The sequence below is a fragment of the Enterobacter cloacae complex sp. FDA-CDC-AR_0132 genome, from assembly GCF_003010695.1.
Lineage (GTDB): Bacteria > Pseudomonadota > Gammaproteobacteria > Enterobacterales > Enterobacteriaceae > Enterobacter > Enterobacter ludwigii.
Genome location: NZ_CP027618.1, coordinates 197,470 through 214,160, shown reverse-complemented (window position 1 = coordinate 214,160; position 16,691 = coordinate 197,470). Strand labels below are relative to the sequence as shown.

Below are 16,691 nucleotides of genomic sequence, written 5' to 3'. Positions count from 1 at the left end.
GATATGCCATTTCGTCGGAACATGGCATATCACTGTAACATTATCTCACCACATCCCCCAGCGCCTCTTCTAAGTCATACCAGCGGAACGCAAACCCGGCCGCTTCCAGCCGTTTTGGCAGGGCCCGTTGCCCGCCTAACACCAGCACGGACGCTTCACCCATCATCAGGCGGATCATCGTAGCAGGCACGCGCAAAATCGCCGGACGATGCAGGGCATGTCCGAGAGCATGGGCAAACTGTTCATTTCGTACCGGGTAGGGCGCAACCATATTAAACGGCCCGCGCAGATCGTTATCCAGCAGCCAGAGAATACCGTTGACCATATCGTCGATATGGATCCACGCCAGATACTGACGGCCATTGCCGATTGGCCCGCCAAGACCGAGCCTGAAAGGGGGGAGCATCTTCGCCAGAATGCCGCCTTTCGGGGCAAGGACCACACCGGTGCGTAGCAGGCAGACGCGGGTATGATCGCTTTGCGCAGCACAGGCGATACGCTCCCACTGGGCGCAAAGTTTATGGGTGAACTCGTTGTGGGGCGGCTCTTCTTCCGTTACCACCACCTCGCCGAGATCGCCGTAATACCCTACGGCGGAACCCGAAATGAGAACCGACGGCGGGGTATGACTGTTACGGATAAGCTCAACCAGCTTTTCGGTGAGGGTCCACCGGCTGCTGCACAAGAGCTGTTTTTGCTCTTCCGTCCAGCGCTTATCGGCGATCGGTTCGCCTGCCAGGTTGATGACGGCGTCAAACCCGTCCAGATTCTGCTGCTCGGCCAGATTTCTCCAGATGTCGATACCTGCGCCCAGCACCTGGCGCGCTTTCTCTGGACTGCGCGTCACCACGGTAATGTCGTGATGCAACGCCTGCAGACGCGCAATGAGATGGCGACCAATCAGGCCGGTACCGCCGGTCAGCAAAATCTTCATACAACCTCCAGGGTTACGCCTGGCGTTGCCAGCTTAACGTCATCGAGACGGAATCGGCGTAACGCAGGGCGTGAAGTTTATCGATCTCTACTTCAGCATAAGTGACCCAGTGATGATCGCGTGCGATGTCGAGCACATCCTGAGTTAATTTTTCCAGTAAAGAGAAGCGGTTGTTTTCCACGTACTGGATGATTTTTTTGGTTATCGTGCGGTAGTTCAGCGCATCATTAATATCTTCGCTGGCCCGCGCTTTCTCAGCCGGGTAGTGGATAACCACATTAATCACGATATCCTGACGGTTGGCGATCTCTTCCTCTTTGATACCGATGAAGGTGCGTAGGCGTAAATTTTTTATACGAATAATAGCGTCATGCTGTGACATTGCAGGTCTTCTCCGTGTCAGAATTTCCTTCACATAATACATGAGAGCCACTCCGGCACACACCAGCCACCGGCTTAAATTTGCTGGATTTTTTGCATGGCGCGTTCGGTGGCCGGACGCGTGCGGATTCGTTCAAACCAGTTGTTCACCGCCGGGTAAGACGCCAGGTCAATGCGGTGCTTTTCATGGGTATTCACCCAGGGCCAGCAGGCAATGTCGGCGATGCTGTAATGATCCCCACCGAGCCACGGTGCTTTCTCCAGCCGACGGTTCAGAACGCCGTATAACCGCTGGGTTTCCACCTGATAGCGTTCGATAGCATAAGGAATCGGCTGCGGTGCGTAGGCGGTAAAATGGTGGTTTTGTCCGAGCATCGGCCCCAGACCGCTCGTCTGCCAGAAAAGCCACTGCAGCGTGTGGTGACGCTCGCGCAGCTCTCCGCTCAGCAATTTGCCTGTCTTCTCTGCCAGATAGAGCAATATTTCTCCGGATTCAAACAGGCTCAACGGCTTGCCCCCATCGGCAGGATGGTTATCAATAATGGCCGGGATTTTATTGTTTGGCGATATAGCCAGAAAGAGAGGACTGAACTGATCGCCTTTGCTGATATCCACGCGAATGATCCTGTAATCCAGTTCGGCTTCCTCAAGAAAGAGGGTGATCTTATGGCCGTTCGGGGTAGGGGCATAATAAAGGTCGATCATTCTCAACTCCTGTCAGTGAAAATAGTGACGCCATGAAAAATGAGTATAGGTGGTTGTTGTAAATCGTGAGTTTTCATCAAGTGACAGCGAGGCAAAGAGATTATATGTTGAATGAAAACCGATCAGCCGATGAGGATGTTATGAACCAGCCCGTAATCACGTTATGGTCCGATGCAGATTTCTTTTCTCCCTATGTTCTGAGCGCGTATGTGGCGCTGGCCGAAAAAGGACTGTCATTTACGCTAAAGACGGTGGATCTGGACGGCGGTGAACATCTGAAACCACAGTGGCAGGGCTACGCCCTGACCCGTCGCGTGCCGGTGCTGGACATTGATGGCTTCGCGCTGAGTGAATCGTCGGCGATCGATGAGTATCTGGAAGATCGGTTCGCACCACCTGAGTGGGAGCGCATCTACCCTCACGATCTGCAAAAACGTGCCCGCGCTCGTCAGATCCAGGCGTGGCTGCGCAGCGATCTGGTGCCGATTCGCGTGGAACGCTCCACGGATGTGGTGTTTGCCGGGGTGAAAAAACCGGCGCTGAGTAAAGACGGTGCGGCCAGTGCCCAAAAACTGATCGATACCGCGACTTCTCTGCTGGCTCATGGTAATCCGAATTTATTCGGCGAGTGGTGTATTGCCGATACCGATCTGGCGCTGATGCTGAACCGTCTGATCCTCAATGGGGATGAGGTGCCTCAGCTGCTGGTGGATTATGCCGCGTTTCAGTGGCAACGCGCCTCAGTGCAGCGCTATGTGGCACTCTCCGCTAAGCGGGCGGGCTGATATAGCCTGACGCTTCAGGTATGATAGGGCAGTCTGATTTCCAGGGAGTGACTGATGAAACTGATGTTTGCGTCTGATATCCATGGTTCGCTGCCCGCGACCGAGCGTGTTCTTTCTCTGTTTGCTCAAAGCAGGGCGCAATGGCTGGTGATTCTGGGGGATGTGTTAAATCATGGTCCGCGCAATGCGCTGCCGGAAGGCTATGCACCGGCGCAGGTAGCGGAAAAACTCAATCAGTATGCTTCGCGCATTATCGCCGTTCGCGGTAACTGCGACAGTGAAGTGGACCAGATGCTGCTGGATTTTCCCATCACTGCCCCCTGGCAACAGGTGCTGATGGAAAATAGCCGTCTGTTCCTGACCCATGGTCATCTTTTTAGCCCGGAAAATCTCCCGGCACTGGCGGCTGGCGATGTCCTGGTTTACGGTCATACTCATATTCCGGTGGCAGAAAAACGCGGCGAGATATATCACTTTAACCCCGGTTCGGTCAGCATACCGAAAGGTGGAAATTCAGCAAGCTATGGCATGCTCGATGAGAATACGTTAAGCGTAATCGCACTTAATGATCAGCAAGTTATTGCGCAAATAGCGATTAATCCGTAAGTTACACCTCAACTGCAAACGCGCCGAAAGAGCGCTTAGACGAGAAGGTTTCCCGATGGTGGAGCAGAGTCATTTGGCAAGTACAGAGTGGGTTGACATTGTCAACGAAGAGAATGAAGTGATCGCGCAGGCCAGCCGCGAACAAATGCGCGCGGAGCGTCTGCGTCACCGTGCGACATACATCGTTGTGCATGACGGGATGGGCAAAATTCTGGTTCAGCGCCGCACGGACACCAAAGATTTTCTCCCTGGTATGCTGGATGCAACTGCAGGCGGCGTTGTTCAGGCGGATGAAGTTCTGCTGGACTCCGCGCGTCGTGAAGCGGAAGAAGAGTTAGGGATTGCCGGCGTGCCGTTTGCCGAGCATGGTCAGTTCTATTTCGAGGACGAGCATTGCCGCGTCTGGGGCGGGCTGTTTAGCTGCGTTTCCCATGGCCCGTTCGCCCTGCAGGAAGAAGAAGTGAGCGAAGTGAACTGGATGACGCCGGAAGAAATTACCGCGCGTTGCGACGAGTTCACCCCGGATTCGTTAAAAGCGCTGGCGCTGTGGATGACCCGCAACGCTAAAAACGAATCCACGAAAGCGGAAAAAGAGGAAGAGGCGGAGTAAGCCTCAACAGCTCTCCCGCAGACACAGGCTGGACGCGATAGGTTTATGATCGCGCCAGTCTCCATCATTCAGACGTTCCAGTAACGCGCGTCCCGCTTCAATCCCAATCTTACGATGTGGCACAGCCATGGTCGTCAGCGGTGGCTGACAGACCCGGCTGACGTCGCTATCGCCAAAACCTACCACGGCCAGATCGTCCGGTACTTTTATACGCCGACGCTGGCATTCATAAAGTGCCCCGCAGGCCAGTTCATCCGACACGCACACCAGTGCATCCAGCTCCGGCCACGCCAGCAGGAACTCCGGCAGTTGCGCCGCACCCGTGGAAAAACTCGGTGGCATGGCGGCGTTAATCACCCGGTTTGGTGACATATGGTGGCGAAGCATCGCTTTGTACCAGCCCTGTAAATGCTGCTGGAAAATCCACTGCTCCTGGTTAGCGCACAGCAGGCCAATATTCTGGTAGCCACGCTTAATAACCATCTCCGTCAGTTCGTACATCGCCGCGACGTTATCAATCCCGATATTCATATCGATAGGATCGGCGCGCATGGCCCCCATTTCCATGACCGGAATGGAGGCGTTTTTCAGCCAGTGGCGGACAGTATCGGAGTGTTCAACGCTGAGCAAAATCGCAGCGGCAATGTTCGACGCCAGCAGCGTCTCCAGCAATTTTTCTTCCTGCTCGAGTCGATGCTGTGATTCGGCCAGCATGATCTGGTATCCGGCAGGCTGCAGTACCTGCTGAAGCCCGGCGAACATCTCCGAGCAACCGGATTCGGAGAGATTAGGAACGACCATCGCAATCGTCCATGACGATGCCGAGGCCAGCGCGCTGGCAGCGAGATTAGGCATGTAACCCAATTCCTGTACAGCGGCTTCTATTTTTTCTCGCAGTTTATCGGAAACCTGTTCAGGCGTGCGGAGTGCACGGGACACGGTCATCGTGCCCACCCCGGCAAGCTGTGCGACATCGGCGAGTGTCACTTTACCGGTACTGCGCCGTTTTCGGGTTAGAGACATACACCTTCCTGCTGACCAGACGCGTTTTTATTATCATCCTTCGTTTCACGTGAAACGCAGTATACGCCTTAAATCCCTTTTTTTGCTGTGAATTCACACCATGATTACAATTTGATAGCGCTATCACACTTCTGAATGTTAGCGATTGGTAGCGCTATCTTTGTGATCCCGATCGCAGTCAATAAGGGATGTGTTGAATAAAGTTTGCTCATCTTTTGCATTGTGGCGGGACGGAGAAATGCTGAAAAAGTGGATATATGATACAACCATCACGCTGCAGGAGAGCGTGGAAAGCTGGCCGCAGGCGCTGGAAATATGCGCGAAACCGTTGCTGAATCTGCAGGTGATTGGCCCGGAATACGTGACGGCCATCATTGAGCAGCATCATGCATTAGGACCTTATTATGTGCTGGCACCAGGGCTGGCCATGCCGCATGCGCGGCCGGAAGAGGGGGCCAAAGGATTAGGCCTCTCATTATTAAAACTGAAAAAGGGAGTCTCTTTTGGTGCCGGCGAGTTCGATCCCGTGGATGTTATTATTATGCTCGCGGCGCCGGATAAACACAGTCACATCGACATGATCTCTGCCCTCGCTGAATTATTTTCCAGCGACGACGATATGGCTGAATTGCATCAGGCGAATACCCTGGAGGACATTAAAACGATTATTGACCGCTTCTGATTTAATTCTCTCATCCGATTTATCACAACATTACGTTTAGCGTGATGGGGCGTGCTCTACTCAAAAAAAGGGGACAACAATGAAAATTATGGCTATTTGCGGTTCAGGCCTGGGCAGTAGTTTTATGGTCGAAATGAATATTAAAAAGGTGCTCAAGAAGCTGGCCATTGACGCCGACGTTGAACACTCCGATCTCTCCTCGGCAACGCCGGGTGCCGCCGATCTTTTCGTGATGGCGAAGGACATTGCCGCCAGTGCCAGCGTGCCGGAAAGCCAGCTGGTGGTGATCAACAACATCATTGATATCAACGAACTCGAAGCGCAGCTCCGCGCCTGGTTCGACAGACAATAATCCTGATAAGGCGAGGTGGATATGTTTATCCTTGAAACGCTGAATTTCGTTGTTGATATATTAAAAGTCCCGTCGGTGCTGGTGGGCTTAATAGCCTTAATTGGCCTGGTCGCTCAAAAGAAATCTTTTTCTGATGTGGTGAAAGGGACCATTAAAACCATACTCGGTTTTATTGTGCTCGGCGGCGGGGCCACGGTGCTGGTTGGGTCATTAAATCCGTTAGGCGGAATGTTTGAACACGCCTTTAATATTCAGGGCATTATTCCCAATAACGAGGCAATTGTTTCCATTGCGCTGGAGAAATACGGTGCCTCTACCGCGCTGATTATGGCATTCGGTATGGTGGCAAATATCATTGTCGCCCGCTTTACGCGTCTGAAGTATATCTTCCTGACCGGGCATCATACCTTCTACATGGCATGCATGATTGGGGTCATCCTCACCGTGGCGGGCTTTGAGGGCGTTGGTCTGGTCTTTACCGGGTCGCTGATCCTCGGTCTGGTGATGGCCTTCTTCCCGGCGCTGGCGCAGCGTTACATGAAGCGCATTACCGGCAACGATGACATCGCTTTTGGTCACTTCGGTACCCTGGGCTATGTTCTCTCCGGCTGGATTGGCAGTAAGTTCGGCAAAGGCTCTCGCTCGACTGAAGAGATGAACCTGCCGAAGAACCTGAGCTTCCTGCGCGACAGCTCTATCTCCATCTCGCTGACCATGATGATCATCTACCTGATCATGGCGGTGAGCGCCGGGCGTGACTACGTTGAGGCGACCTTTAGCGGCGGTCAGAACTACCTGGTCTATGCCATCATCATGGCCATCACGTTCGCCGCGGGGGTGTTCATCATCCTGCAGGGTGTGCGCCTGATTCTGGCGGAAATCGTCCCGGCCTTTACCGGCTTTTCTGAAAAACTGGTGCCGAATGCACGTCCGGCTCTGGACTGCCCGGTTGTCTATCCGTATGCGCCAAATGCGGTGCTGATTGGCTTCCTGTTCAGCTTCCTTGGCGGGCTTGTGGGTCTGTTTATCTGTGGGCAGTTCAGCTGGGTGCTGATTCTGCCTGGTGTGGTGCCGCACTTCTTCACCGGCGCTACCGCGGGCGTGTTTGGTAACGCCACCGGGGGACGTCGTGGAGCGATGATTGGTGCGTTTGCCAACGGCCTGCTGATCACCTTCCTGCCGGTTCTGCTGCTGCCGGTGCTGGGGGCAATTGGATTTGCCAATACCACGTTCTCGGACGCTGACTTTGGCGCTGTCGGGATCGTGCTGGGTAACCTGGCGCGCTTCCTGTCGCCGCTTGCCATCACCGGCCTTGTTGTGGCGTTGTTCGCACTGCTGGTGGCGTACAACGTATTCGCTAAAAACAAATCTGCGGGCGATAACGCGCAGGAAAACACCGGAGCCAAATCATGAATGAGAATGAGATAACCCATCTGGCGCGTCAGATCCGCCTTGAAACGCTGAAAATGCTGACCCAGCTGGGCTTTGGTCACTACGGCGGCAGTATGTCGGTTGTTGAAACCCTGGCCGTGTTGTACGGAGCAGTGATGAAAATTGACCCGGCCGACCCGGACTGGCCAGAGCGTGACTACTTTGTCTTGTCAAAAGGACATGCTGGTCCCGCGCTGTACAGCACCCTGGCGATCAAAGGCTACTTCCCGATGGAAGAACTGAGCACGCTGAACCAGAACGGTACGCGTCTGCCGAGCCATCCGGACCGGCTAAAAACGCGCGGGGTGGATGCCACCACCGGCTCGCTGGGGCAGGGGATTTCCATCGCCGGTGGAATGGCGCTGTCGCATAAGCTGGCGGGACGCCCCAACCGGGTTTTCTGTATCGTCGGCGACGGCGAGCTGAACGAAGGGCAGTGCTGGGAAGCGTTCCAGTTTATTGCACACCATCGACTGAATAGCCTGACGGTATTCGTTGACTGGAACAAACAGCAGCTTGATGGCGAACTCGACGACATTATCTGTGCGTTCGATCTGGAAGGAAAATTCCGTGCCTTCGGGTTTGACGTGGTGACGGTGAAAGGAGATGACATTCCGGCACTGCTGGAGGTGACATCGCTGGTTCCGGCGGCGGATGCTCGCCCGCTGGTGGTGATCCTCGACAGTATCAAAGGGCAGGGCGTGCCGTATCTGGAGCAACTGAGTAACTCGCACCATCTGCGATTAACCGCCGAGAGCAAGGCGGCCCTCAACGAGACGATTCGCCAACTGGAGGCTTCACATGATTAAGGTTGCACCTGCAGGTCAGAAAGACGCCGTTGAGATGCGTAAAGTCTACGCGGGGTTTGTGGCACAGCAGATTGAAGCCGGGAGCGACATTATCGCCCTCGAGGCGGATCTGATGAGCTCAATGGCGATGGATGGCGTGGCACGTGATTATCCGCAGCATGTGATTAACTGCGGCATCATGGAAGCTAACGTTATGGGGACGGCGGCGGGGCTGTCGCTGACCGGACGCAAGCCGTTCGTGCATACCTTTACCGCCTTCGCCAGCCGTCGCTGTTTCGACCAGCTGTTTATGTCCCTGGACTACCAGCGTAACAATGTGAAGGTCATTGCTTCAGATGCCGGCGTGACGGCCTGTCATAACGGCGGCACGCATATGTCGTTTGAAGATATGGGCATCGTGCGGGGGCTTGCCCATTCGGTGGTGCTGGAGGTAACGGATGCGGTGATGTTTGAAGATGTACTGCGCCAGCTTATTGACCTCGAAGGTTTCTACTGGGTGCGTACCATCCGTAAGCAGGCCCCGAGCGTGTATGCGCCGGGTTCGACATTTACGCTTGGCAAGGGCAACGTACTGCGCGAAGGCAGTGATATCACCCTGATTGCCAACGGCATTATGGTGGCGGAAGCGCTTGAAGCGGCGCGTCAGCTCGAACAGGAGGGCGTCAGCGCCGCGGTGATCGATATGTTTACCCTTAAGCCGATTGACCGGATGCTGGTGAAAAACTACGCCGAGAAAACCGGACGTATCGTGACCTGCGAAAACCACAGCATTCATAACGGGCTGGGATCGGCAGTGGCGGAAGTGCTGGTGGAAACCTGTCCGGTGCCGATGCGTCGGGTGGGCGTGAAGGAGCGTTACGGCCAGGTGGGGACACAGGACTTCCTGCAGAAGGAGTATGGCCTGACGGCACACGACATTGTGTCGGCGGCGAGGGAGTTGTTGTAAATAAAAAAGGCGACCTTCGGGTCGCCTTTTTAGTCAGTAACGTATTACTGCTGTTGTGAAGACTGGATCGCGGTCAGAGCGATGGTGTAGACGATATCGTCAACCAGCGCGCCACGGGACAGGTCGTTCACAGGTTTGCGCATACCCTGCAGCATTGGCCCGATGGAGATCAGGTCTGCAGAACGCTGCACCGCTTTGTAGGTGGTGTTACCGGTGTTCAGATCCGGGAAGATGAACACGGTAGCGCGACCCGCAACCGGTGAGTTCGGTGCTTTGGATTTCGCAACGTCAGCCATAACCGCGGCATCATACTGCAGCGGACCGTCGATCATCAGGTCAGGACGTTTTTCCTGTGCCAGACGTGTCGCTTCACGGACTTTCTCTACATCGCTACCTGCACCAGAAGTACCGGTGGAGTAGGAGAGCATTGCCACGCGAGGTTCAATACCGAAGGCAATCGCGGAATCGGCAGACTGAATAGCAATCTCAGCCAGCTGCTCTGCAGTTGGATCCGGGTTGATCGCACAGTCACCGTAAACGTAAACCTGTTCAGGCAGCAGCATGAAGAACACGGAAGACACCAGAGAACTGCCTGGCGCCGTTTTGATCAGCTGCAGCGGTGGACGGATGGTGTTCGCCGTGGTGTGAACCGCACCGGAAACCAGACCGTCAACTTCGTCCTGCTCCAGCATCAGCGTGCCCAGCACAACGTTGTCTTCAAGCTGCTCACGCGCTACGGCTTCGGTCATGCCCTTGCTCTTACGCAGCTCAACCAGGCGCGCAACATAGCTTTCGCGAACCACTTCCGGGTCGACGATTTCAATACCTGCACCCAGCTCAACGCCCTGAGAGGCAGCAACGCGGTTAATTTCATCCGGGTTACCCAGCAGCACACAGGTCGCGATGCCGCGCTCTGCACAGATGGCAGCCGCTTTAACGGTACGTGGTTCGTCGCCTTCTGGCAGAACAACACGTTTGCCCGCTTTACGCGCCAGCTCGGTCAGCTGGTAACGGAAGGCCGGAGGAGACAGACGACGGCTGCGCTCGGAGGTCGCCGTCAGGGATTCAATCCAGTCTGCGTTGATGTAGCCCGCCACGTATTCCTGCACTTTTTCGATACGTTCATGGTCATCAACCGGCACTTCCAGGTTGAAGCTCTGCAGGCTCAGAGAGGTCTGCCAGGTGTTGGTGTTCACCATAAAGACTGGCAGGCCAGTGGCGAACGCACGTTCGCACAGCTTGCTTACGCGTGGATCCATCTCGTAAGCGCCGGTCAGCAGAATGGCACCGATTTCCACACCGTTCATCGCGGCCAGGCACGCAGCAACCAGCACGTCAGGACGGTCAGCGGAGGTCACGAGCAGAGAGCCTGCGCGGAAGTGTTCCAGCATGTGCGGAATGCTACGCGCACAGAAGGTCACAGACTTCACGCGGCGGGTATTGATGTCGCCTTCGTTAATCACGGTAGCGTTCAGGTGACGCGCCATGTCGATTGCACGGGTAGCAATCAGGTCGAAGCTCCATGGCACCACGCCCAGTACTGGCAGCGGGCTGGAATCCTGCAGAGTCGCCGGATCAACTTTAACCACTTTCGCTTTAGAAGAGTCATCGAAGATTTCGGACAGGTCAGGACGGGTACGACCTTGTTCATCAACCGGTGCGTTCAGTTTGTTAACGATAACGCCAGTGATGTTGGTATTTTTCGCGCCGCCGAAGCTGCTGCGGGTCAGTTCGATACGCTCTTTCAGCTGTTCCTGGTTATCGGTACCCTGGGACATGACGAACACGATTTCCGCATTCAGCGTTTTCGCGATTTCGAAGTTCAGAGACTGTGCGAACTGGTGTTTGCGGGTCGGGACCAGGCCTTCAACCAGCACCACTTCCGCGTCTTGCGTGTTAGCGTGATAGTTGGCGATGATCTCTTCCATCAGCACGTCTTTCTGGTTGCTGGACAGCAGAGATTCAACGTGGCTCATCTTCAGCGGTTCAGCCGCTGGCAGATTGGAGTTCTTACGCACGATGGTGGTGGTCTGGTCTGGCGCATCGCCACCGGCACGAGGCTGGGCGATAGGCTTAAAGACGCTCAGACGAACGCCTTTGCGTTCCATAGCACGGATAACGCCAAGGCTGACGCTGGTCAGACCGACGCTGGTTCCGGTAGGGATCAGCATAATAGTACGGGACACGGTTTATCCTCTTTCGTTACCGCCGACAGGGGGCGGGCTACAAAACAGCACCGCCAGCATTGCTGGCGGTGTGGAATCAGGCAGTCAGGCGGTGCGCGTCTTGCGCGATGACCAGCTCTTCGTTAGTTGGGATAACGATAGCCGGACGGGTGCCTTCTTTGTTGATGAAGCCAGACTTGCCGAAGCGGGCAGCCAGGTTACGCTCGTGGTCAACTTCGAAGCCCAGAACGCCCAGTTTACCCAGGGACAGTTCACGAACCATTGCCGCGTTCTCACCGATACCACCGGTGAAGATTACCGCGTCCAGACGACCGTCCATCAGCGCAGTGTAAGAGCCGATGTACTTCGCCAGACGGTGGCAGTAAACGTCCATTGCACGTTTAGCGTCTGCTTTTTCTGCGTAGTTGTCTTCAACATAACGGCAGTCGCTGGTGACTTCGGTCAGACCCAGCAGGCCAGACTCTTTGGTCAGCATTTTGTTGATCTGATCAACGCTCATGCCCAGGGTGTCGTGCAGGTGGAAGATGATAGCCGGGTCGATGTCACCGGAACGGGTACCCATCACCAGACCTTCCAGCGGGGTCAGACCCATGGATGTATCAACACATTTACCGTTGCGGATGGCAGAAACAGAACCACCGTTGCCCAGGTGGCAGGTGATGATGTTAACTTCTTCAACCGGCTTGTTCAGCACTTTAGCGGCTTCCTGAGTCACATAGAAGTGGCTGGTGCCGTGCGCGCCGTAGCGACGAACGCCGTGCTCTTTGTACAGGCTGTACGGCAGGGCATAGAGGTAAGATTCTTCCGGCATGGTCTGGTGGAACGCAGTGTCGAACACAGCCACGTTTTTGTCTTTCAGCTGCGGGAAGGATTTCAGCGCTTCAGCGATACCGATCAGGTGAGCTGGGTTGTGCAGCGGTGCGAAAGAGGCAGAGTCTTTAATGCCCTGAATAACCGTTTCGTCGATAACGACGGAACTGGTGTATTTTTCGCCGCCGTGGACGATACGGTGACCAATCGCAGTCAGCTGAGCAGACAGTTCTGGTTTTTGTGCCAGAATAGTGTTAACGATAAAGTTCAGCGCTTCACTGTGAGCGGCGCCTGCACCTAAAGCCGCTTCCTGTTTGCTGCCGTCCATCTTCCACTTGATACGTGCTTCAGGCAGATGGAAACATTCGGCCAAACCAGAGAGGTATTCGTCACCGTTGAGCGCATCGATGATGGCGAATTTCAGTGAGGAGCTACCGCAGTTCAGAACCAGTACTAACTTACTCGACATGGAAGTACCTATTATTGATACGTGGCTAAAAAAACGTCAGGGAGTCTAAAAGCGTAACGCATAATGACTCAGACATTTATGATTAACATCATGCCAAACGAACATTGTGGCATGATGGAAGAAATACATATGATTTTATGCCATTTTGAACATTTTTCAGCCAATGGCATAATATGCGATAATTTGACGAGTTAATGGTTCTCGTCTAAGGGCCTATCAGGCTGGCACAGAATACCCGATACGGGGTGCTGATGACAAAATATTTTGAACGTTGTCATAGCCTGTTGTGGTTTTGCGCGAAAATTTTAATTTTTATATGTGAAGTTGAGGTACAGCCATGTCGACACCAGAGAACCCGTCCGTGAATTTTTTCAGTCTGTTTCGTCGGGGACAGCATTACGCAAAGACGTGGCCAATGGAAAAGCGCCTTGCGCCCATGTTTATTGAGAATCGCACGATCCGCGCCACGCGCTATGCGATTCGCTTTATGCCACCTGTCGCCATCTTTACGCTCTGCTGGCAAATCGCGCTGGGCGGGCAGCTTGGCCCGGCCGTTGCGACGGCACTTTTCGCGTTAAGTCTGCCGATGCAGGGTCTGTGGTGGTTAGGTAAACGTTCTATCACGCCACTCCCGCCTTCTATTTTACACTGGTTTTATGAAGTTCGCGGGAAACTGGAGGAAGCCGGGCAGGCGCTTGCCCCGGTCGAAGGCAAGCCCGATTACCAGGCGCTGGCTGACACGCTCAAGCGCGCTTTTAAGCAACTCGACAAAACATTCCTCGATGACTTGTGATTGATCATCGAAACGACGAATAAAAGAAGGCACAGTAACTCACCGTTACCGTGTCTTTTTTTTACAGTGCAATGCGCTACAGGAGTCGAAAGATGGAAATGACCCATGCTCAACGTCTGATTTTGTCCAACCAGTACAAAATGATGACTATGCTTGATCCCGATAACGCTGAGCGCTACAGCCGCCTGCAGACAATCGTCGAACGTGGCTTTGGTTTGCAGATGCGTGAACTGGACCGTGAGTTTGGTGAGATGAAAGAAGAAACCTGCCGCACCGTGATCGACATTATGGAGATGTATCACGCCCTGCATGTTTCCTGGACCAATCTCAAAGATCAGCAGTCCATTGACGAACGTCGCGTCACCTTCCTGGGCTTTGATGCCGCAACGGAAGCGCGTTATCTGAGCTATGTGCGTTTTATGGTGAACACGGAAGGGCGCTATACCCATTTTGACGCGGGCACACACGGCTTCAATGCGCAGACCCCAATGTGGGAAAAATATCAGCGCATGCTGAGCGTCTGGCACGCCTGCCCGCGCCAGTACCATTTAAGTAACAATGAGATTCAACAAATTATTAATGCCTGACGGAGGTGCTTGTGCAGTGTAGAGGTTTTCTGTTTGATTTGGACGGTACGCTGGTGGATTCGCTGCCGGTTGTGGAGCGTTCATGGTGCCATTGGGCGGACAGACATGGCATTGACCATCAGGAAGTACTGAATTTTATCCATGGCAAACAGGCCATAACCTCATTGCGGCACTTCTTAGCAGGACGTTCTGAGGAAGAGATTCAGGCGGAGTTCAGCTATCTTGAGCACATTGAAGCCACCGACACGGATGGCATCACAGCGCTGCCGGGGGCGCGTGAACTGCTTGAACATCTGAACGAAGCACAAATCCCGTGGGCGATCGTCACCTCCGGCTCGGTGCCCGTTGCCCATGCCCGCCACAAGGCCGCAGGGTTACCGACGCCCGAAGTGTTTATCACGGCAGAGCGCGTGAAGCGCGGCAAGCCTGAACCGGATGCCTTTTTACTCGGTGCCGAACTGCTTGGCCTGGCACCAGCCGATTGCGTGGTGGTGGAGGATGCTGCAGCAGGCGTCCTGGCGGGGTTGAACGCCGGAAGCCACGTTATCGCCGTTAACGTTCCGGCGGGTTCACCCCGCCTGAACGAGGCGGATCTGGTGCTTAACACGCTGACGGCGATTAACGTTGCGAAGGCACCGGACGGAGTTGTAACCGTCTCGCTTAAAATGTAATCCCATGATTTAGCCCCACATTGTTGGGGCTTTTTTATGGCAAAATTTTGTCTCCTCCACTGACAAGGATATGTTGTGAACGGTGAACTGATTTGGGTCCTGAGCCTGCTTTTAATCGCCATCCTTCTCTTTGCCTCAGGCAAGGTGCGCATGGATGCCATCGCCTTGTTTGTCATCGTTGCCTTTGTGCTGAGCGGTACGCTCACGCTGCCGGAGGCTTTCTCCGGATTTTGTGATCCCAACGTTATCCTGATTGCCGCCCTGTTTATTATTGGCGACGGACTGGTGCGCACTGGCGTGGCGACCATTATGGGGTCGTGGCTGGTCAAGGTGGCCGGCAACAGCGAAACCAAAATGTTGATCTACCTGATGCTGACGGTTGCCGGGCTGGGGGCTTTTATGAGCTCCACGGGCGTCGTCGCCATCTTTATCCCGGTGGTGCTGAGCGTCTCCATGCGGATGCAAACCTCGCCGTCGCGCCTGATGATGCCTCTGAGCTTTGCCGGTCTTATCAGCGGGATGATGACGCTGGTGGCGACCCCGCCGAACCTGGTCGTCAACAGTGAGCTAATCCGCGAAGGGTTTGAAGGCTTTAGCTTTTTCAGCGTGACCCCACTTGGACTGGTGATTCTGGTGCTGGGCGTGGTCTACATGCTGTTAACCCGTTTTGCCCTGAAGGGGGAAAAACAGGATAAAAGCAAAGACGGCTGGAAACGACGGACCTTCCGCGATCTGATCAAAGAGTACCGTCTGACCGGGCGGGCGCGCCGTCTGGCTATCCGCCCCGGCTCGCCCCTCATTGGCCAGCGTCTTGACGACCTGAAGCTGCGCGAGCGCTATGGCGCGAACGTGATCGGTGTAGAGCGCTGGCGTCGTTTTCGGCGGGTGATTGTTAACGTCAACGGGGTGTCGGAATTCCGTGCACGCGACGTTTTGCTGATTGATATGTCCACCGCCGATGTCGATTTGCGCGAGTTTTGCAGTGAACAGTTGCTGGAACCCATGGTGCTACGTGGGGAGTATTTCTCAGACCAGGCGCTGGATGTCGGCATGGCCGAAGTGTCGCTGATCCCGGAATCAGAATTACTGGGTAAAACCGTGCGCGAAATCGGCTTCAGGACCCGCTATGGGCTAAACGTGGTGGGCTTAAAGCGTGATGGCGTGGCGATGGAAGGGGCGGTAGTGGATGAGCCTATCCTGCTCGGTGATATCTTCCTGGTCGTCGGCAACTGGAAACTGATCGGTCAGCTCGGGCAGAAAGGCCGCGACTTTGTGGTACTCAATATGCCGGTTGAAGAGAGCGATGCTTCTCCGGCGCACAGCCAGGCACCGCATGCGATTTTTTGCCTGGTGTTGATGGTCGCACTGATGCTGACTGACGAAATTCCAAACCCCATTGCGGCCATTATCGCCTGTCTTCTGATGGGGAAATTCCGCTGTATTGATGCCGAAAGCGCCTACAAAGCCATTCACTGGCCGAGCATCATTCTGATTGTCGGGATGATGCCCTTTGCCCTGGCGTTACAAAAAACCGGTGGGGTGGATTTGATCGTCAAGGGACTCATGGACGCAGGCGGTGGATACGGGCCTTACATGATGCTGGTCTGCCTGTTTATCATGTGCGCCACGATAGGCCTGTTTATCTCCAATACGGCCACGGCCGTCCTGATGGCACCCATTGCACTGGCGATGGCGAAATCAATGGGGGTTTCGCCGTACCCGTTTGCCATGATCGTCGCTATGGCGGCATCTGCAGCGTTTATGACTCCGGTCTCGTCACCGGTCAATACGCTGGTGCTTGGCCCGGGAAATTACAAATTCAGTGATTTTGTGAAGATAGGCGTGCCCTTCACCGTGCTGGTGATGGTGGTGTGCGTGATACTGATTCCCGTACTGTTCCCGTTTTAAACC

Annotated in this window: 18 protein-coding genes; 12 read left to right on the top strand and 6 right to left on the bottom strand. The window is 54.6% G+C overall.

The features are described 5' to 3' along the window. Window positions 1-40: 40 nt before the first annotated feature. The 3 genes from AM379_RS00995 to yfcG form a co-directional block, all read right to left on the bottom strand. The gene (locus AM379_RS00995; RefSeq protein WP_032678616.1) at window positions 41-934 is read right to left on the bottom strand and encodes a TIGR01777 family oxidoreductase; all 894 of its coding nucleotides are present in this window, start codon (window positions 932-934) and stop codon (window positions 41-43) included. Between the two features lie 13 nt (window positions 935-947). After that, window positions 948-1,316, bottom strand: coding sequence for a dihydroneopterin triphosphate 2'-epimerase (gene folX / locus AM379_RS00990; protein WP_020883131.1), 369 nt, complete (start codon window positions 1,314-1,316; stop codon window positions 948-950). Window positions 1,317-1,390: 74 nt separating this feature from the next. Then, window positions 1,391-2,020, bottom strand: coding sequence for a GSH-dependent disulfide bond oxidoreductase (gene yfcG, locus AM379_RS00985; protein WP_020883132.1), 630 nt, complete (start codon window positions 2,018-2,020; stop codon window positions 1,391-1,393). 140 nt (window positions 2,021-2,160) lie between these two features. Between yfcG and yfcF the strand changes: the two genes are divergently transcribed. From yfcF to yfcD, 3 genes are read left to right on the top strand one after another with little or no spacing between them, the layout of a single operon-like run. Further along, the gene (gene yfcF, locus AM379_RS00980; RefSeq protein WP_044857736.1) at window positions 2,161-2,805 is read left to right on the top strand and encodes a glutathione transferase; all 645 of its coding nucleotides are present in this window, start codon (window positions 2,161-2,163) and stop codon (window positions 2,803-2,805) included. A 54-nt stretch (window positions 2,806-2,859) separates the two neighbouring features. Further along, window positions 2,860-3,411 carry a phosphodiesterase gene (gene yfcE / locus AM379_RS00975; RefSeq protein WP_020883134.1) on the top strand — a complete coding sequence of 184 codons (552 nt, stop codon included), beginning with the start codon at window positions 2,860-2,862 and terminating at the stop codon, window positions 3,409-3,411. A 55-nt stretch (window positions 3,412-3,466) separates the two neighbouring features. Beyond that, window positions 3,467-4,021 (top strand): NUDIX hydrolase YfcD, encoded by a 555-nt coding sequence (gene yfcD, locus AM379_RS00970; RefSeq protein WP_014171016.1) that lies wholly within the window; start codon window positions 3,467-3,469, stop codon window positions 4,019-4,021. Between the two features lie 3 nt (window positions 4,022-4,024). Here yfcD and AM379_RS00965 read toward each other — a convergent pair whose 3' ends face one another. Beyond that, on the bottom strand, window positions 4,025-5,044 hold the full coding sequence (locus tag AM379_RS00965; RefSeq protein WP_014171015.1) for a LacI family DNA-binding transcriptional regulator: 1,020 nt from the start codon (window positions 5,042-5,044) through the stop codon (window positions 4,025-4,027). A 238-nt stretch (window positions 5,045-5,282) separates the two neighbouring features. Here AM379_RS00965 and AM379_RS00960 point away from each other — a divergent pair, with 238 nt between their 5' ends. The 5 genes from AM379_RS00960 (at window position 5,283) to AM379_RS00940 (ending at window position 9,264) form a co-directional block, all read left to right on the top strand. Beyond that, window positions 5,283-5,726: a PTS sugar transporter subunit IIA gene (locus AM379_RS00960; protein WP_032678615.1), complete on the top strand. Its 444-nt coding sequence runs from the start codon at window positions 5,283-5,285 to the stop codon at window positions 5,724-5,726. A 79-nt stretch (window positions 5,727-5,805) separates the two neighbouring features. Further along, window positions 5,806-6,078, top strand: coding sequence for a PTS sugar transporter subunit IIB (locus AM379_RS00955; protein WP_014171013.1), 273 nt, complete (start codon window positions 5,806-5,808; stop codon window positions 6,076-6,078). A 21-nt stretch (window positions 6,079-6,099) separates the two neighbouring features. After that, window positions 6,100-7,491 (top strand): PTS ascorbate transporter subunit IIC, encoded by a 1,392-nt coding sequence (locus AM379_RS00950; protein WP_020883137.1) that lies wholly within the window; start codon window positions 6,100-6,102, stop codon window positions 7,489-7,491. Further along, a complete protein-coding gene (locus AM379_RS00945) occupies window positions 7,488-8,318 on the top strand; it encodes a transketolase (protein WP_073396196.1) in 831 nt (276 codons plus the stop codon). Before AM379_RS00950 ends, AM379_RS00945 begins: the two co-directional genes overlap by 4 nt. Beyond that, window positions 8,311-9,264 (top strand): transketolase family protein, encoded by a 954-nt coding sequence (locus AM379_RS00940; protein ID WP_025203581.1) that lies wholly within the window; start codon window positions 8,311-8,313, stop codon window positions 9,262-9,264. Before AM379_RS00945 ends, AM379_RS00940 begins: the two co-directional genes overlap by 8 nt. Before the next feature lie 44 nt (window positions 9,265-9,308). Here AM379_RS00940 and pta read toward each other — a convergent pair whose 3' ends face one another. Beyond that, the gene (gene pta, locus AM379_RS00935; protein WP_014171009.1) at window positions 9,309-11,450 is read right to left on the bottom strand and encodes a phosphate acetyltransferase; all 2,142 of its coding nucleotides are present in this window, start codon (window positions 11,448-11,450) and stop codon (window positions 9,309-9,311) included. A 76-nt stretch (window positions 11,451-11,526) separates the two neighbouring features. Further along, on the bottom strand, window positions 11,527-12,729 hold the full coding sequence (ackA, locus tag AM379_RS00930) for an acetate kinase (RefSeq protein ID WP_040018038.1): 1,203 nt from the start codon (window positions 12,727-12,729) through the stop codon (window positions 11,527-11,529). A 337-nt stretch (window positions 12,730-13,066) separates the two neighbouring features. Here ackA and yfbV point away from each other — a divergent pair, with 337 nt between their 5' ends. The 4 genes from yfbV to AM379_RS00910 all read left to right on the top strand — a co-directional run bounded on the left by yfbV (window position 13,067) and on the right by AM379_RS00910 (window position 16,688). After that, window positions 13,067-13,522 (top strand): terminus macrodomain insulation protein YfbV, encoded by a 456-nt coding sequence (yfbV, locus tag AM379_RS00925; RefSeq protein ID WP_008502875.1) that lies wholly within the window; start codon window positions 13,067-13,069, stop codon window positions 13,520-13,522. A 92-nt stretch (window positions 13,523-13,614) separates the two neighbouring features. Then, window positions 13,615-14,109, top strand: a complete 495-nt coding sequence (locus AM379_RS00920; protein WP_020883140.1) for a YfbU family protein — start codon at window positions 13,615-13,617, stop codon at window positions 14,107-14,109. Between the two features lie 11 nt (window positions 14,110-14,120). After that, complete coding sequence (locus tag AM379_RS00915; RefSeq protein ID WP_047356572.1) at window positions 14,121-14,780, top strand: sugar phosphatase; 660 nt, start codon at window positions 14,121-14,123, stop codon at window positions 14,778-14,780. A gap of 75 nt (window positions 14,781-14,855) precedes the next feature. Then, complete coding sequence (locus tag AM379_RS00910; protein WP_106503368.1) at window positions 14,856-16,688, top strand: SLC13 family permease; 1,833 nt, start codon at window positions 14,856-14,858, stop codon at window positions 16,686-16,688. Window positions 16,689-16,691 lie beyond the last annotated feature (3 nt).

Excerpts from the sequence above, each read along its gene's own strand:
- AM379_RS00995 (WP_032678616.1), bottom strand. The coding sequence starts at position 934 with ATGAAGATTTTGCTGACCGGCGGTACCGGCCTGATTGGTCGCCATCTC.
- folX (WP_020883131.1), bottom strand. The coding sequence starts at position 1,316 with ATGTCACAGCATGACGCTATTATTCGTATAAAAAATTTACGCCTACGC.
- yfcG (WP_020883132.1), bottom strand. The coding sequence starts at position 2,020 with ATGATCGACCTTTATTATGCCCCTACCCCGAACGGCCATAAGATCACC.
- yfcF (WP_044857736.1), top strand. The coding sequence starts at position 2,161 with ATGAACCAGCCCGTAATCACGTTATGGTCCGATGCAGATTTCTTTTCT.
- yfcE (WP_020883134.1), top strand. The coding sequence starts at position 2,860 with ATGAAACTGATGTTTGCGTCTGATATCCATGGTTCGCTGCCCGCGACC.
- yfcD (WP_014171016.1), top strand. The coding sequence starts at position 3,467 with ATGGTGGAGCAGAGTCATTTGGCAAGTACAGAGTGGGTTGACATTGTC.
- AM379_RS00965 (WP_014171015.1), bottom strand. The coding sequence starts at position 5,044 with ATGTCTCTAACCCGAAAACGGCGCAGTACCGGTAAAGTGACACTCGCC.
- AM379_RS00960 (WP_032678615.1), top strand. The coding sequence starts at position 5,283 with ATGCTGAAAAAGTGGATATATGATACAACCATCACGCTGCAGGAGAGC.
- AM379_RS00955 (WP_014171013.1), top strand. The coding sequence starts at position 5,806 with ATGAAAATTATGGCTATTTGCGGTTCAGGCCTGGGCAGTAGTTTTATG.
- AM379_RS00950 (WP_020883137.1), top strand. The coding sequence starts at position 6,100 with ATGTTTATCCTTGAAACGCTGAATTTCGTTGTTGATATATTAAAAGTC.
- AM379_RS00945 (WP_073396196.1), top strand. The coding sequence starts at position 7,488 with ATGAATGAGAATGAGATAACCCATCTGGCGCGTCAGATCCGCCTTGAA.
- AM379_RS00940 (WP_025203581.1), top strand. The coding sequence starts at position 8,311 with ATGATTAAGGTTGCACCTGCAGGTCAGAAAGACGCCGTTGAGATGCGT.
- ackA (WP_040018038.1), bottom strand. The coding sequence starts at position 12,729 with ATGTCGAGTAAGTTAGTACTGGTTCTGAACTGCGGTAGCTCCTCACTG.
- yfbV (WP_008502875.1), top strand. The coding sequence starts at position 13,067 with ATGTCGACACCAGAGAACCCGTCCGTGAATTTTTTCAGTCTGTTTCGT.
- AM379_RS00920 (WP_020883140.1), top strand. The coding sequence starts at position 13,615 with ATGGAAATGACCCATGCTCAACGTCTGATTTTGTCCAACCAGTACAAA.